At 44.7% G+C, this 16,155-nt stretch carries 16 protein-coding genes and 1 other RNA gene; 9 read left to right on the forward strand and 8 right to left on the reverse strand.

Translation table 11 applies throughout. From position 1 onward, the window contains the following. The first annotated feature begins 9 nt into the window (after positions 1-9). Complete coding sequence (locus G3R49_RS16665; RefSeq protein WP_167870416.1) at positions 10-1,602, forward strand: AAA family ATPase; 1,593 nt, start codon at positions 10-12, stop codon at positions 1,600-1,602. A gap of 106 nt (positions 1,603-1,708) precedes the next feature. Further along, positions 1,709-2,548 (forward strand): Dam family site-specific DNA-(adenine-N6)-methyltransferase, encoded by an 840-nt coding sequence (locus G3R49_RS16670; RefSeq protein WP_167870417.1) that lies wholly within the window; start codon positions 1,709-1,711, stop codon positions 2,546-2,548. Positions 2,549-2,597: 49 nt separating this feature from the next. On the opposite strand, the gene G3R49_RS16675 is transcribed toward G3R49_RS16670, so the two are convergent. After that, a complete protein-coding gene (locus G3R49_RS16675; protein ID WP_167870418.1) occupies positions 2,598-2,780 on the reverse strand; it encodes a DUF2970 domain-containing protein in 183 nt (60 codons plus the stop codon). Between the two features lie 12 nt (positions 2,781-2,792). Next, positions 2,793-3,152 (reverse strand): hypothetical protein, encoded by a 360-nt coding sequence (locus G3R49_RS20005; protein ID WP_207234068.1) that lies wholly within the window; start codon positions 3,150-3,152, stop codon positions 2,793-2,795. A 436-nt stretch (positions 3,153-3,588) separates the two neighbouring features. Between G3R49_RS20005 and rpe the strand changes: the two genes are divergently transcribed. From rpe to trpS, 3 genes are all read left to right on the forward strand, one after another. After that, positions 3,589-4,260: a ribulose-phosphate 3-epimerase gene (gene rpe, locus G3R49_RS16685; protein WP_167870419.1), complete on the forward strand. Its 672-nt coding sequence runs from the start codon at positions 3,589-3,591 to the stop codon at positions 4,258-4,260. Positions 4,261-4,343: 83 nt separating this feature from the next. Next, on the forward strand, positions 4,344-5,042 hold the full coding sequence (locus tag G3R49_RS16690; protein ID WP_167870420.1) for a phosphoglycolate phosphatase: 699 nt from the start codon (positions 4,344-4,346) through the stop codon (positions 5,040-5,042). A gap of 21 nt (positions 5,043-5,063) precedes the next feature. Continuing rightward, positions 5,064-6,062 (forward strand): tryptophan--tRNA ligase, encoded by a 999-nt coding sequence (trpS, locus tag G3R49_RS16695; protein ID WP_130600589.1) that lies wholly within the window; start codon positions 5,064-5,066, stop codon positions 6,060-6,062. A gap of 111 nt (positions 6,063-6,173) precedes the next feature. Here trpS and G3R49_RS16700 read toward each other — a convergent pair whose 3' ends face one another. Continuing rightward, complete coding sequence (locus G3R49_RS16700) at positions 6,174-7,076, reverse strand: LysR substrate-binding domain-containing protein (protein ID WP_167870421.1); 903 nt, start codon at positions 7,074-7,076, stop codon at positions 6,174-6,176. Positions 7,077-7,221: 145 nt separating this feature from the next. Here G3R49_RS16700 and G3R49_RS16705 point away from each other — a divergent pair, with 145 nt between their 5' ends. Beyond that, a complete protein-coding gene (locus tag G3R49_RS16705; protein ID WP_167870422.1) occupies positions 7,222-8,139 on the forward strand; it encodes a DMT family transporter in 918 nt (305 codons plus the stop codon). Positions 8,140-8,279: 140 nt separating this feature from the next. On the opposite strand, the gene dolP is transcribed toward G3R49_RS16705, so the two are convergent. From dolP to G3R49_RS16725, 4 genes are all read right to left on the reverse strand, one after another. After that, a complete protein-coding gene (gene dolP / locus G3R49_RS16710; protein ID WP_130600595.1) occupies positions 8,280-8,855 on the reverse strand; it encodes a division/outer membrane stress-associated lipid-binding lipoprotein in 576 nt (191 codons plus the stop codon). Further along, the gene (locus tag G3R49_RS16715) at positions 8,852-9,445 is read right to left on the reverse strand and encodes a phosphoheptose isomerase (RefSeq protein ID WP_130600597.1); all 594 of its coding nucleotides are present in this window, start codon (positions 9,443-9,445) and stop codon (positions 8,852-8,854) included. The genes dolP and G3R49_RS16715 overlap by 4 nt, the downstream gene beginning before the upstream one ends. A gap of 108 nt (positions 9,446-9,553) precedes the next feature. Then, entirely contained in the window at positions 9,554-9,880 is a 327-nt protein-coding gene (locus tag G3R49_RS16720) for a YraN family protein (protein WP_167870423.1), read from the reverse strand. A 28-nt stretch (positions 9,881-9,908) separates the two neighbouring features. Beyond that, complete coding sequence (locus G3R49_RS16725; RefSeq protein ID WP_167870424.1) at positions 9,909-11,732, reverse strand: penicillin-binding protein activator; 1,824 nt, start codon at positions 11,730-11,732, stop codon at positions 9,909-9,911. A gap of 88 nt (positions 11,733-11,820) precedes the next feature. Here G3R49_RS16725 and rsmI point away from each other — a divergent pair, with 88 nt between their 5' ends. After that, a complete protein-coding gene (gene rsmI / locus G3R49_RS16730) occupies positions 11,821-12,663 on the forward strand; it encodes a 16S rRNA (cytidine(1402)-2'-O)-methyltransferase (protein WP_130600603.1) in 843 nt (280 codons plus the stop codon). Positions 12,664-12,741: 78 nt separating this feature from the next. Continuing rightward, positions 12,742-13,109: RNase P RNA component class A (rnpB, locus tag G3R49_RS16735), an RNA gene on the forward strand. Between the two features lie 201 nt (positions 13,110-13,310). Here the strand turns inward: rnpB and G3R49_RS16740 are convergent. Then, positions 13,311-15,434, reverse strand: coding sequence for a TonB-dependent siderophore receptor (locus G3R49_RS16740; RefSeq protein ID WP_167870425.1), 2,124 nt, complete (start codon positions 15,432-15,434; stop codon positions 13,311-13,313). A gap of 441 nt (positions 15,435-15,875) precedes the next feature. On the opposite strand from G3R49_RS16740, the gene G3R49_RS16745 reads away from it, so the two are divergent. Next, the gene (locus G3R49_RS16745; RefSeq protein WP_167870426.1) at positions 15,876-16,097 is read left to right on the forward strand and encodes a hypothetical protein; all 222 of its coding nucleotides are present in this window, start codon (positions 15,876-15,878) and stop codon (positions 16,095-16,097) included. Positions 16,098-16,155 lie beyond the last annotated feature (58 nt).

The following is a 16,155-nucleotide window of genomic DNA, read 5'->3' on the forward strand; positions in this document are numbered from 1 at the left end:
GGTGAGCATGTGTCGGCTGAACATTTTTTACTGTTACCCACTCAAGAATCGGTAGTTAACCGCTTACAGCATTTGGCAAGCTATGGTGAGCAAGTCACCGTGCTTTGTGGCGCCAAAGGTTCGGGAAAATCTACCCTAGCAACAGTATTAGCGACAGAACTAGACGACCACAATTCGGCTTTGATTGTGTGTCCTGCTCATGTAGATGCCGCAGAGATCAGACGCAAAATATTGGTGCAGTTACTCAGTGCGCCAATTTTTGATGACGAAGTTCCATTGCCCGAAACCCTACTCAAAGTTCAATCTAGCCTGCAAAAACCACTGCACATTATTATTGATGATGCTCATCTGCTGCCGCTAGAAATATGGGTGGAATGTATTCTGTTAAGCCAGCTATGCTGCGCAGGTAAGCTGGTTACCGTAACTTTGACTTGCTTATACGAGCCTTGGAGTGCGCTATCCACTCAGCTTGGGCAATCAATGGCTGAGCATCTACTGCAGGTAGATGTTGACCCTTTGCCCATTGCTGAGCGCGAAGGCTTGTATCGAACTTTGCTAACACAAAGTGGGCAATCACCATTTATCCCTAGAGAGATTGTCAGTGGCAAACTAGAGAAGCAATTGGGCAGCCCTGCTGAGGTGATTGAGTTACTAGGTGTTGCTTTAGCTGAGCCAGAGCTCGAGGTGGCAAAATGGCGTCAGTGGATAAAACCAATGCTCAATGTGGCCATCATATTGGTTATTACAGTCATTGCTATATTTGGATATCAGTATAAAACAGCGCTGGGTTTAAATGAGCTTAGTTCCTTACCTGTAGATAGTGCTGCAAATCAGCCTGTAAAAAACAGCATTGAGCTCACTGCACTACAAACTCTGCAACACAAGCGGGCGCAGCAAGCGAACGTTAACTGGGCAAGCCGCTTTTTTGAGGTTCAACATGAGCAGGCGAGTTTATCTACTCAAACGCTGCTGCTTGGCTTATTGAATGTTCAGTCTAGGTTTGACTCAAGTGAGAAGGTTCAAGCGCAAGTCATTGCCACGGTAAACGCACCTATAGTCGAGCATGAGTATGTAGAGGAGAGCAAGCACGTTGGCGCTCATCTCTTTGGTGCTGAACCGGTTAAGCATGAGTTGGCGAATGCAGAGAGTGCCATGAATAACTCAGTTAATGATCTGGTTAATAGTGAGAGTCAGGAAATTGAAATGCAGCACGGTACAGCTGAAGAAAGCTCAGTCATCACAGCTAACTCTGCCCAAATCTCACAAGCAGATCTTGCTGAGGTTGAGCTAGCAAGTGCTGAGCCGATTGAAACACTAACTGAGCAAGATAATCGTGTGCCACGTAATGGTTATACTTTGCAGTTGGCCAGTGTGACTCAGCAAAAATCACTTAAGCCATTTTTGTCAGCGCTGGCAAGTGATACCAACTGGTACTTAAGCGAGCATAAGTCTATGTTTGTGTTGTTTGTCGGTAATTTTTCCTCCATGAGTGATGCCAGCGAAAAAGCTAAGCAACTGCAAAGTGAGTTTGGCTTTGCTGCGCCTTGGGTGCGTAAGTGGCAAGATTTATCAGATTATCAAATTTCGTCCAATCAGCTGTAATACCAAGCAATTTAATTGATATTTAGCGGTGATAAATCAGGGTAAACAGAGTACAATCGTCACCTTTGAATTTTGTAAAAAACCGTTTTTGGCGCAGCCCCATTTAATGAATACTAAGCACAGAGCCTTCCTTAAATGGGCAGGTGGTAAATACAAACTGGTCGATGAGTTAGCTAAACACTTACCTAATGGTGAGCGTTTGGTGGAGCCATTTGTGGGTGCTGGCTCGGTATTTTTAAACACTGACTATGACAGTTATCTACTTTGCGATATTAACCAAGATTTAATCCACCTATACGAAATTGTAAAGTCGCGACCGGATGAATATATCGCGGCAGCGAAAGCCTTGTTTGTTGATAGAATGAATAACAAAGAGGCTTACTACAAAATTCGTGAAGAGTTTAATCAATCCAGCGATCCTTTCCTGCGCTCAGTTTACTTCCTATATATGAACCGTCATGGCTTTAATGGTTTATGCCGTTATAACCGTAAAGGTGGTTTTAACGTACCGTTTGGTTCATATAAGAAACCTTACTTCCCTGAGCAAGAAATTCGCTACTTTGCTGAAAAAGCACAAAAAGCCGAATTTAAGTGTATTGGCTACGAACAAGCTTTTGAGTTAGCTCAAAATGGTGATGTTATTTATTGCGACCCGCCATATGCTCCCTTGTCGACGACAGCAAGCTTTACTACCTATGTGGGTAAAGGCTTCTCCCTTGATGATCAGGCTTTGTTAGCGCGTCATTCACGCCATATTGCCCATAGAAGTAACATTCCTGTGGTGATTAGCAACCATGATATTCCGTTAACACGAGAGCTGTATCGCGGAGCAAATCACGCCACAGTTGCTGTACAGCGTAATATTAGTCAAAAGGGAAGCGGGCGTAATAAAGTTGATGAAATCATTGCTTTATACGACCACCATTATCAGGATGAAGAGTATTAAGCTTAGCGATTTTACCCTATCTAGCTCAGTTAAAGCTGCGTCTTGGCAGCTAATTAGCTAGCACTAACTTAACCACTAAAATCAACCCTAATACAAAACACAGCGCAAGGATAATTCCCATAACAATAAAGGGAACTGGGGATTGACTGCTGAAGTCGCGTTCGCGTCTTTGCTCGGTTTGCACACCAAAAAATGCCGCAAGAGTGCTAGTCAACACTTGCCAAAAGCTCATTATAGCTGTGCGCTATTCAGCGTGGTTTGTGTTACTTGGTAGATCTGAAAGGGGTTTATCTTCGTGGCCGTGCAGTAATTCGATAAGATCGATAAAGTGGAACTGAGTCGAACGGCTGTTGCCTGTTAACCAGCTACCCCAACTTAAGTCGGTCACTTCAGATGCGCAGCGGTTATTAGGGTGACTGCTTGGTAAGCTAGTGTTGTAGGTTGTACCAGAATCACACACACAAGCTTTGGTTTGTAGGTTTTCACTTTGAGCATTATTGAAGCTAAATGCTACCACGCTGCCAACAGCCGCAAACGCGAAAGCGGGCTTAAGTAATTGATTACTAAGCTTTGATAATTTCGTGTTCTTGTTATGTTGTTCCATAGCGAAATCCTTGCTGTGTTGTTGGCAAACGTTCAATACAGAATAAACCTATATAAAGTAGGCATATTATAGCAAAGCCGTATAGAGAATGAACACAGTTTGTTGCATATATTGTACTTTTTGCGTAGATACTCTTTGGTCGAATTCGCTATCTGTTTACGTTTTGTAGTTTTTTATCCGGTACACCATAGATTATTGCGTCTTACTTTAAACAATTCACTCGAATGTCCAGTACGTTGCCAGTATATGAATCGGTTCAATTTTTTTCATGTCACTGTGCATAAATATGCGATTAGCTCACCACGGGAAAGAGTGTTGTGTAATAAAAACGGCAATCTCTACTAGAGCACTTGGGGCGCAAAGGGTAAAATAGCGCGCAATTTACAGCGCTATGCTCAGAGCCGCGTTACTTATTTCAAGCCTTTAGGGGAACACCATGCGTCCATACTTAATTGCTCCATCAATTTTATCTGCAGACTTTGCTCGTTTGGGCGAGGACGTTGATGCTGTACTCAAAGCCGGTGCAGATGTTGTGCACTTTGACGTGATGGATAATCACTATGTGCCAAACTTAACTATCGGCCCTATGGTGTGCAAGGCGCTTCGTGATTACGGTGTGACAGCTGATATTGACGTGCACTTAATGGTAAAGCCGGTTGATCGCATCATTCCTGATTTCGCTAAAGCTGGCGCATCCATCATTACTTTCCACCCTGAAGCTTCTGAGCACATTGATCGTACGTTGCAACTGATTAAAGAATCAGGCTGTAAAGCGGGTTTAGTGCTTAACCCAGCAACTTCGCTACATTACCTTGACCATGTTATGGACAAGTTAGACGTGATTTTACTTATGTCAGTTAACCCTGGTTTTGGCGGACAGTCATTTATTCCATCGACGTTAGATAAGCTGCGTCAAGTACGCGAGCGTATTGACGCCAGCGGCTATGACATTCGCCTTGAAGTTGATGGCGGTGTTAAGACCGACAATATTGCTGAAATCGCCGCCGCTGGTGCTGATATGTTTGTTGCGGGCAGCGCTATTTTCAATCAGCCTGACTATAAAGCTGTGATTGACGATATGCGCGCTGAGCTTGCAAAAGTCGGATAATTTTATCGGTTCTCAAAGCTGTTGCTGCCAACGCGCCGCCACAGCTTTGTTGTCTTTAAAGCTAAAGCTTTAAGAGGTAGACAATGACTCAGTTTAATAACATTAAAGCCATCGCATTTGATTTAGACGGCACTCTGGTTGATAGCGTGCCGGATTTAGCCGCGGCAACCAATGCCACATTGGTTGAATTATCGTTACCAACAGCGAGCGAGCAGCAGGTGCGTTCCTGGGTTGGTAACGGTGCTCGGGTATTAATGCAGCGCGCGCTACAATTTGCCAAGCATGAGTTAGCGCTTGAGCAAAATAAAACCCAGCTTGAAGATATGTTAGATGCCGTAATGCCGCGTTTTATGCATCATTATGGTCTGCACCTAGAAAAGCACAGCAATCTTTACCCTAACGTGTTTGATACGCTAACTAAGCTCAAGCAAGCTGGCTATAAGATGGCCATTGTCACTAACAAGCCATATCAGTTTACCATTCCACTATTGAAGTCATTTGCTATTGATGACTTCTTTGAAGTGGTGCTTGGTGGCGACTCGCTTGAGAAGATGAAGCCGGATCCGCTGCCTCTTGAGCACTTAATAGCGCATTGGCAGATGACAAATGAGCAGCTTTTGATGGTTGGCGACTCGAAAAATGATATTCTAGCCGCCCAAGCAGCAAATGTAGCGGCGATAGGCTTGACCTATGGCTATAACTACGGCGAACATATTGGATTAAGTTCACCAACAGCCGTGTGCGAAGATTTTGCACAAGTTGGCGAGTTACTTTTAGATTAATTTTATTGGAGCAAGACTTTCATGACTAAACCCATCGTTTTCAGCGGCGCGCAGCCTTCAGGCGAGTTAACCATAGGTAACTATATGGGCGCACTACGTCAATGGGTATCAATGCAAGATAGTCATGATTGTATCTACTGTGTGGTTGACCTACACGCCATTACCGTGCGCCAAGACCCAAAAGCACTGCGTGAAGCCTGTTTAGATACCTTAGCACTGTACCTTGCTTGTGGTGTTGACCCACAAAAGAGCACGGTATTTATTCAGTCTCATGTACCTGAGCATGCACAACTTAGCTGGGCATTAAACTGCTACACCCAAATGGGCGAGCTTAACCGCATGACCCAGTTTAAAGACAAATCACAAAAGCACGCTAACAACATTAACGTGGGTCTATTTGGTTATCCTGTATTGATGGCGGCTGATATCTTGTTATATCAAGCGAATGAAATCCCAGTTGGGCAAGATCAAATGCAGCATCTTGAACTAACCCGTGATATCGCTAACCGCTTTAACAATGCTTACGGTGACACCTTCACCATCCCACAAGCGTTTATGCCAAAGCAAGGTGCTAAGGTGATGTCGCTGCAAGATCCAATGAAGAAGATGTCTAAGTCAGACGATAACCGCAACAATGTGATCGGTCTGCTGGAAGATCCTAAAGCTATTCTAAAGAAAGTGAAAAAAGCGATGACCGACAGTGAAGAGCCGCCAGTCGTGCGCTTTGACCAAGAGCAAAAGCCAGGTGTTTCTAACCTAATGAGCTTAATGTCGGGCTGTAATGGTCAATCAATCGAGCAGATTGAGAAAGACTTTGAAGGCAAGATGTACGGTCACTTGAAAGTGGCAACTGGTGAAGCCGTTGTTGCTATGCTAGAGCCAATTCAAGCACGTTATAAAGAGCTGCGTGCAGATACCGCTTACCTTGATCAAGTGATGAAGCAAGGCTCTGAGCAGGCACGCGTTCGTGCAGCCGCTACGCTAAAAACCGTTTATGAGAAAATTGGTTTAATCGTATAGTCAGCTAATCATTTGAGCCCAGGTATTTGGGTTCAACTATTTGGGTTCAACTTATTCGGCTCAAGCATTTCGACTCAACTGAAGTGAGCTAAAGAGATATCAAGCCAGCATCTACAAGATGTTGGCTTTTTTTTCGTCTGCAACTTGTTGTTCAAGCCATTGAATAAATGCCGCAATGGCCGGATGTTTTTTATGCCTATGCTTACACAAGAAGTTAAATTGAAAGTCAGTGAATACATCGGGTAAATTCAGCGCCACTAGCTTGCCTGATTTGATGTCAGTTTCGACCATAAAGTCTGACGCCAGTGCGATGCCTTGACCTGCAGTTGCCGCCTCAATCGCTAACAGCACATGGCTGAAAATATGCCTTTGCTGCTCGTCTGGCAGGCTAATTTGATTTTGCTGCTGCCAGGTGTCCCAATCTAACCCCTGATCTGGCTCATCGACGACCAGCAACGACTGCTCGCCTAACCAGTTGGTATCCACTTGAGTGACAGTTTCAATCAATTCTGGGCTACAAACAGGGATCAGTCTTTCATTGTGTAAGGTGGTTTGCCAAAAGCCGGCTTGGTTGCTGCGCCCGCAGATAAACATATCTGCTACTGAATCCGTCAGCTGTGGCTCGTCGGTGATCATATTGAGGCGGATATTGTACTGCGGATAGCTTTTTTTGAATTCACCTAAACGCGGGATCAGCCATTTAATCGCAAATGAGCTAAATACGGCTAAACGCAGGTTTAGATTCTGTTCACCCGTCACCTTCATGCTTAAGTCATTAAGCTGATTGAATATGCTTTCAAGCTCACTAAACAGCAGCGCGCCTTTTTCTGACAACTTGAACCCTTTGCCATCGCGAATAAATAACACTTCGCCAAAGTAGTTCTCTAGCTGCTTAATTTGATGTGACACCGCACTTTGGGTGACACACAGCTCAGTTGCTGCGTGGGAAAAGTTGAGATGTCTTGCTGCAGCTTCGAATACTTGCAGCGCTCTTAGTGGTGGCAGTTTACGCATGATGTGTTGACTTTTTGTTGTTTTTTAACTTTTCTAATAACAAGTTATTTAAGTATTAATCTAATTCATACTCTGGCAAAAATCATCATTTTTTTAGTGCTTGGTTGATCGCTACTATAGCCGCCTGATTGAGTTGGGGGTAAAGATGAACAAGGCTGTAATGATGGGCATGGGATTGTTAATCCTAGGCAATGTATTTAGCGCATTATATGACGTATCGGTCAAGTGGTTGCCTGATGGCGCCGATGCCGCGAGTTTCTTATTAGTACGACAATGTTTGTCGGTATTAATGGTGTTGCCATTTTGGTTGGCGAGTAAAAATACCGCGACTAAACACTTTAAGCTGCATTTCTTCCGCTCAAATTTAGGTTGTATTGGCGCAGTGTGTTTCATCATGGGATTAATGATGTTGCCGCTTGCTACCGCGAGTGCCTTGTTCTTTTCTGGCCCTATTATGATTATGGTCATGGGCGCGTTGTTTTTAAAAGAAAAGGTATCACCAGTGCAGTGGGCAACCATTACCTTAGGTTTTATTGGTATTTTGATTTTGCTGCGCCCAAGTGAAATTAACTGGTATGGTGTTATCGTGCTCGTTGCTGCTTTTACCTTTGCTGTTGGTCAATTAACGCTGAAAGGGCTGCCAAAAACCGAGTGCCCAACCAACGCGCTAATGTATTACAACCTACTGAGTATTCCGTTAGTGCTAGTGATGACCCAGCTATTTGGCGGTATTTCAATATCTTGGGAAATGGTTGGCGTAGCCTTGCTAAGTAACACTTTCTTGCTTACCTACCATTGGTTTTGCGTGTTAGCTTATCGTCAAGCGCAGGCGAGTGATATTGCCATTGCTGAGTACACTGGATTACTGTTTTGTGTATTCCTTGGTTGGTTGTGGTTTGATGAATGGTTAGATGCATTGAGCTGGTTTGGCGCAGCGCTAATCGTGTTACCGTCACTGGTACTGCCTTGGTTGGTCGCTAAGGCGCGTAAGTTATCTAAGCAAGCAAAAGCGTTAGATGTATTGCCTGAAACTGAGGTGAGCTTAGCGAAAACTGTTGACTAGCTTCGCACGAACCTCTTCACAAGAGCTAGCTTCATCTAAAAGCGATAGCTACTAAAAAGGCACCGCAAGGTGCCTTTTTGTTGTCTGTTGTATGTCTTAGCGCTATATACCTTAGCAACAGCGTCTTAACTGCATAGCAATTAGCTCGTCGGTTCAACGTACTCGAATACTTTAATCACTTTACGCACACCAGTAGTGTTACGTGCTATATCAACCGCAATATCCGCTTGTGAGCGCTCAATTAGGCCAAGTAAAAACACTTCGCCATTTTCGGTAACCACTTTAACTCTAGTGATATCCAAATCATTGTTATTGAGCATTCTGGTTTTCACCTTGGTGGTGATCCAGGCATCGTTACTGCGACTGGTAAATGAGGTTGGATTACCAATGCGGATTTGATTATGCAGCTTACCGCCAATCTCTAAGCCTTGAACTATGTTTACTGCGCGGTCACGCAATGCTGAACTCGGTGCTTGACCAATTAGCAGTACATTGGTGTTAACCACTACGCCAGAGATATTAGTGCGCTCGCTAAGCTCTTTATCTTGCGATAAAGCGTTAATGATATTAAACCCAGCATCGGTATCGTTAAACTGGGTCATCATGCTGCGCTCATCGTTTGCCATTTTTGCGCCGCCGACAGCGCCAACCATTAGCGCGCCCGCACAGCCTTGCAGCAATAAAGCAATCGTAATGAGTGCAGCAGGTTTTATCATGCTTGCTCGCCTTGCGGGAATAGTGTGCGGTCGATGTTGTCACATAGGCAGTGAATAGCTAATAGGTGAACTTCCTGAATACGCGCAGTCACATTAGACGGCACACGGATTTCAACGTCGCTATCACTCATTAAGCCAGCCATCGCACCGCCATCTTTACCGGTTAGGGCAACAATGGTCATATCGCGGCTAAGTGCTGCTTCCATTGCTTTGATGACGTTGCCAGAATTACCACTAGTTGAAATGGCAAGCAAGATATCGCCAGGTTGGCCCAGTGCTAAAATCTGCTTAGAGAAGATTTCATCATAGCTGTAGTCGTTGGCGATAGCTGTAATAGTTGAAGTGTCACAGCTTAAGGCGATTGCTGGTAGCGGTGGACGCTCAATTTCATAGCGGTTAAGTAATTCAGCTGAGAAATGCTGCGCATCGCCAGCGCTACCGCCGTTACCACAAGATAGAATTTTCTTGCCATTGAGTAGGCACTGCACCATCATTTCGGCAGCTTTTTCAATAGACTCAGGTAGTGCTTCGGCTGCATCGATTTTGGTTTGAATTGATTCAGTAAAGCTATCTTTAATTCGATCTAACATTTGATTGTCCTTTATTGAGCATATCTAAAACTGCGATATGCGAGCATAATGGCGCTATGATGCCACAAATTGTGACTATATTTTACGCCTTGCGTTAGCAATTTGAGCTTAAAAGCACCCTTTTAGCCAATTAATGTCATTAGCAGTGATAGCCATAACATCAAAACGGCAGCTAGGGTTAATCTTGTTTTGCTGCAAATAGTGGCTTGCAGCCATTCTAATTCGGCGGATTTGTGCCTGGCTTAATGCCTGAATCGCACCGCCAAATTGGCTTGAAGAGCGATACTTAACTTCGACAAACACTAAGGTTTGTTGTTCCCGCATGATAAGGTCTATTTCACCAAACGGATAACACACATTGGCTGCAACAAAGCTTAGGCCTTGTTGCTCAAGGTAATGTCGAGCTTGTTGCTCCGCCGCTTGTCCTTGATTCACCTATTAGCCTTATATTTATGCTTGTGCTTTAAAGCGGCTTTAACTGGCCGTTACGGTACTTGCCCCAGGATAGCTGACGCTCTAATACGCCTTCAGGTGTGACGGTTAATATACCGCTGCGACCATTGTGTTGATACCCAGGGAAGGCGCGCATTTGTGCCAGGCGATTAATGAGTTCAAAAGCGTCATAACCCATTACGTACAAACGTTTTTTGCTGTTATTCCAACTGCCCCATAATTCAGACACCATGCGGGTTTCGTTGCTGCTTTGCATCAGCCATGGAATGTCACTTAATAAGGTGCCATTTAACTCAGGGACATTTTGACTGCCGCGAGTCGTCACTCGGCCTCGACTGCTGGTATACAAGGCAATTGGGCGTGAAAATACGCTAAAATTCACATCTAAAAATGGCTTAAGCAAGATAAGGTCTTTAGCGCCTGAAATCATATAAATTGCGTCGATATCCTGGCGAGAGCGGAAGTCAGCTTCAAGCTTACTGCCTAAAATTTGCTTCATACGTGAGATGCGATCTTGGCTGTCTTTGACGCCTAGAGCTGCCTGCACGGTAACCTTCATTTTATCGCCAGAATCAAAATAGTGTACTTCAACCTGCTCTTCGGTTTGCTCCTGCCACTCTTGAATAAAGCTATCGGCCATGCGTTTACCAATGCTGTCATTACTGGCAAAAATTAGCGGTTTTTTAATGCCGTCATTCACCATTTTCAGCGCCGCATCACTTGCCTCTTGAGTCGGAGATAGTGAATAGAAGAACTGATTTGGGTTTTGGCTTGCTTCATCTGGCTGGTTCAAAAACAGTTGTGGGGTGGTAATTTCAAGCTCTTGAGTGATATTAAGTGCTTGCTCAACGTCCTGATTAAATAGCGGCCCAATGATAAAGTCGCTGCCGTTTTCCTGAGCTTGCTGATAAGCGTTAGCGATGCCGTTTTCGGTATCGTAAAAACGTACTTCCACGCCTTGATTATGCTCAGCTAAATAGCTGGCAAGAATGCCTTGGCGAATCGGCTCAGCAACACGCGCACGCTTACCTGAAAGCGGCAGCATTACAGCGACATGTTGTGGGTTAAAAGGTCTGGCGCTTAGTGCATTTTCCAGATCAGTCGGCAGCTTAATTGCCCCAGGATGGCTTGGGTTTTGTTGTTGCCATTCACCTAGGTATTTTACTAATTGGCTTGGCGCCACAGCATAGTGTTTAGCAATATAAGTTAGTTGCAACCAGCCTGAAAAAATCGGATTGCTAGTGTCATTCATAAAGGCTTTTAAAGTTTCTTCATGTAGTGGCTGCAAGCGGTGCCAAATATCATCATTAACTAATACGGCTTCTGACTTAGGCAGGTATTGGCTTAACAGGCTCAGTTGGCGCACTTGATCAATAGGCTGCTGGTTTTGTTGGTAAAGCTTGGCTTTGTATTGATGGTAAGTCGCCATCTGCCATTTAGGTAAGCGCCACTGACTTGGGTAATTAAATTGCTGAAGCGCCGCAGCTGGAGACTCGGTTTTATCGATAATGCGCGTGCTTAGATACAAGTGCTCAGCGTTAATGGTGTCAACCTTGACCATGGTTGCACGCATTGAAGCTAGAATAGATTTAGCTGCCGCCACATTGCCATCATTAATATAGGCATGTGCCGCAAGCAGCAAATAACGGTCGCGCTCTTCAGCGACTTGAGTGAGCTTGGCCTGGTTTAAATAAACGTTGGCAGAATGTTCAACTGATACCAAAGACGTATCAATCTTAACGGTTGGCTGCTGGGTTTTGCTAGCACAGGCAGCTAAAAACACTGATAATAGCGCCACACAAACGATTTTTGCTGTTGTTGGTCTTTTCAACACAAGGCTTCACTCTGTTAAAATGCTGGCAATAGTTTAACCTGCTCTTTCAATTGGCGAAAGTCTCAGGTCCATTGATTATGAGGTAGTTATGGAGCTCACCACCGCTCTTTACATTGTGCCGACTCCGATCGGTAATTTAGATGATATCAGCACTCGCGCTTTAGATGTATTAAAGCATGTTAACCTCATTGCCTGTGAAGACACGCGCCACAGCGGTAAGTTGTTGAGCCATTTTGGTATTGAAACTCGCAAAACCGCCTTACATGATCATAACGAGCGTGACCGCGCCAAGTGGATTGTGTCGCAATTAGCCGAGGGACACTCGGTTGCCCTAATTTCTGATGCCGGCACGCCCCTCATTTCAGACCCTGGCTATCATTTAGTGAATCATGTACGTGAGGCTGGGCATAGAGTCATCCCACTGCCGGGTGCTTGCGCAGCGATCACTGCATTAAGCGGCTCAGGCTTACCCTCTGATAGGTTCTCGTTTGAGGGCTTTTTGCCAGCTAAAGAAAAAAGCCGCTTAGATAAGCTAAATGCCCTTAAAGAAGATCCTCGCACCTTGATTTTCTATGAATCTCCGCACCGCATTGTTCATAGTCTAGAGTCCATCGTTACCGCTTTTGGCAGCGAACGTGAAATTGTGATGGCCCGTGAGCTGACCAAAACCTTTGAGACCTTTTTGTCAGGTAGTGCGGCAGATGTTCTACAAACTGTGAAAGATGATGCTAATCAACAGCGCGGCGAAATTGTACTTATGTGTCATGGTTACCGCAGTGAAGAAACCAGCGAGTTCTCGCCTGTGGTAATTGATACTTTAAAAATTCTTTGTCAGGAATTGCCATTGAAAAAAGCTGCAGCGCTAGCAGGGCAGATGTACGACATTAAGAAGAATGCCTTGTATAAATACGGTTTAGAAATCGGCCTATAAAACTAGGTTACGACTGAAAATTATCACAAACCACAGATTAAGTTGGTGTGATGGCAAGGCTTAAGCTATAATCCGCGCCGAGTTGGCCAGACAGTTGCTGCGTTCGCAAGAACGGGGAGGAAAGTCCGGGCTTCATAGAGCAGGGTACCAGGTAACGCCTGGGCGGCGTGAGCCGACGACAAGTGCAGCAGAGAGAAGACCGCCAGCACTGTTTTTACAGGGTTGGTAAGGGTGAAAGGGTGCGGTAAGAGCGCACCGGGCCACTGGTAACAGTTGGTTGCAAGGTAAACTCTACCCGAAGCAAGACCAAATAGGGTTCCACTACTATTTATAGTTAATGCGTGGCTCGCGTTGGAACCGGGTAGGTCGCTTGAGCCTGTGAGCGATTGCAGGCCTAGACGAATAACTGTCCACGACAGGACCCGGCTTATCGGCCAACTCACTAAATTCAAACGAAAGCCCTCGCAGCAATGCGAGGGCTTTTTGTTTCTCAATCTTAATGGGGTTGTAAAGAAGAGATAGACGAATAACTGTCCACTCCACCCTTGATCAAGAACTGGCGGCTTTCGGCCAACTCACTAAATTCAAATGAAAGCCTTCGCAGCAATGCGAGGGCTTTTTGTTTTTAGCTTGTCAGCAAGCGCGCTTTAAAAAGCGTACTTGACGCTTGCTTTAAATGAGCGTGGTGCGCCAGGCATTACCCATGCGTCTGAGTAAGAGTTGGCGTAGTATTCTTCGTTAAGAATATTGTCGATGTTGAGGTTAACTTCTAGATTATCTGTGATCTGTAGGTTGGCAAATAGGTTAACCACAGTGTAGCTAGGTAAATCAAAATCCTGCTCGAGGAAGTCACCTAATTGCTTGCCAACGTATTTAACCAAGAAACCACCGCTACCTTCATAGCTGGCGATATCAGTATAGTGACGCACCATGATGTTACCGCTGTGCTTAGGTACGTTGCCAAGGCGTGCGCCTTCTTCAATTACATACCAGTCCCAAAGGGTGATTTCTTTGGCGTTCTTAGCATCAATGTAAGCATAAGCCATCGACACTTCAGTATTGTCGGTAAGGTTATAAACCATGTCGAACTCAAAACCTTCACTGGTGGCCTCACCAATGGCTTCGGTTGTGCCATCACCATTTGGGCTACTCGCAAGAATATTGCGTTTTTCAGTGGTGAATAGCGATGCGGTGCCAGAGAACCCATGGCTACCAAGATCCCACTTCATTCCGATTTCGTAAGACTTACTTTCCTCTGGGTCGTGACCATTACCTTGTGCATTGGTACCAGAGTTCGGGCGGGCACCTTCAGAGTAGCTAGCGTAAATGCGTGCCTGTTCAGATAGCTCATAAACCAAACCTAGACGAGGGTTGAAGTATGATTTTGAGGTGCTGGTTTTGCGGTTGTTATCTAATCGATAGGTAATATCTTGCGTGAAATGGTCATAGCGCATGCCAAGCATAACTTTCCAATCATCTGATAAGTCGATTTGATCTTGAACATAAAGGCCTTGACCGCTTTGCTCTTCAACGTCAGAGGTGTTGTCGATCATATCTGGCAAAACGTCACGATATACTGGGTTATCGTAATCTACTGCGTAATCTGCAGCAGTATCATCATTACCTTTGCCGTGGCGGTAACGTAAGATGTAGCGGTCTAATTCATACTCGTATGCATCACCACCAATTAATAGATTGTGGGTTAGACCAAACAGCTCTGCCGAGCCACTAAATTCAAAGCGAGCGGACAAATCATTGGCGTCAAATTCACGGTAACGGCGTTGACGCACTACTGTGTTAGTGTCTGCATCGTACCATCTAGGCTCAGTCACACTGCCTTCAAATGATGAGGTGCGGTAGCTTAACCCTGCCATTAATGCCCAATCGTTGGAGAAGTCATGCTGCATTTGTAACTGGTGGCCAAGGGCTTTAATTTCAACAGGACCATCAGCTGGCTCGCCATAAAAACGTGAGCTTGAGAAGTCTTTGCCTTCTACGTGCACAATACCACGGTCCATATCAGCTTCTTGATTGAGGTATTCAAGTTCATAGCTGACGATGGTGTCTTTACCTAGCTGATACAAGAATGAAGGTGTAAGCACGGTTTTCTTTTTGGTGACCGTGTCACGGTAGCTTTCAGCATCTTCATAAGCACCGTTAATACGAAATGCTAAATCTTTAGTTATCTCGTTGGTGTAATCACCTTCAGCACGGTAGGTATTAAAGCTACCACCGGTTAATTTGAAGTATCCCTCCTCGAAAAACTGCGGTTTCTTGGTAATGATGTTGACGGTACCGCCTGGCTCACCGCGCCCGTATAGCGCTGAGCTTGGGCCTTTCATGACTTCCATGACTTCAACGTTAGACATATCACGGTTACCGCTAAAGCCGCGACCTGCGCTGAAACCGTTAATTAAATAACCTGATGGTAGATTTTCATCGCCCGCGAAGCCGCGGATTGCAAACATGTCCCATAAGCCACCAAAGTCATTTTGACGCGTAACACCACTCACTAGCTCTAATGAGTCTTGTAAACTGGTGATCCCCACAGCTTCTAGCTTTTCAAAGGTCACTTTTGAAATGGCTTGAGGCAGATCTTTCTCTTGCACGTTACCGCGATACGCTTGACGTAAGCCTGTCACTTCAATGACTTCAACATCTTGATCTACATTGGTTGTGGTTTCTGCGGCAAAGGTGGTGCCGGGTATCGCTAGCGCGGCGCCGATACAAAGACTGAGTGTCTTGAGTGGGCTCTTGAAAGCATGTTTCATTTGACGAACTTCCTTATTTGGTTTGCCTGGGCAAACTCAGTTTGTGTCATTGAAGCAAAGGTTGTTGCTTCAATGATTTGTCGATTCCAACGCCCTAATTCTACTGAGCATTGAATTTGCTAAATGAGATTTATTTCAGGTTTTGACAAAAACGGCGGGAGTATAACAGTAAAATGATACAAGGTAACATTGTTAATGTAAGTTTATGTGATCTTTGCGTTTTGGATTGCGTGTAGGAGTTGGATATTTGGGCTTGTGTTGATTTGCTTGGAGTCTGGCTTGAATGTTACATAATGTAGCAGGATCTTGAGAACACAGTCGTTGCTTTGGTATGTTGCATAACTGTTGTGTTTAGCTGTTTTCAGCTGAGTTGGTATCGCAGCAGCATTGTATTGTCGTATGAAGTGTTCACGGAATTTTGCATAAAAAGGACTTTTAATAATGGCTTTGGATGTATCGGTTTTTGGCTCATTTATCCTGCTGTTCATGGTGATAATTGGGCTTATTAGTTATTTTCTCGGTAGACGAAAAACAAACCACCCAATAATTACTGCGGTGATTGGTATGTTCGTGAGTTTTATTCCATTTGCAGGATTGATTTACGTGGCGTTTTTGGCGTTTTTGGCGTTGAAGCAAGATGTTAACCATGGCTCTGTGAGCTAATACTTAAAATTTAATCTGCAATAGGTATCAAGACAAAGGACTCATCAGAAACAAATGA

The organism is Shewanella sp. WXL01, assembly GCF_012263345.1.
Classification (GTDB): Bacteria; Pseudomonadota; Gammaproteobacteria; order Enterobacterales; family Shewanellaceae; genus Shewanella; species Shewanella maritima.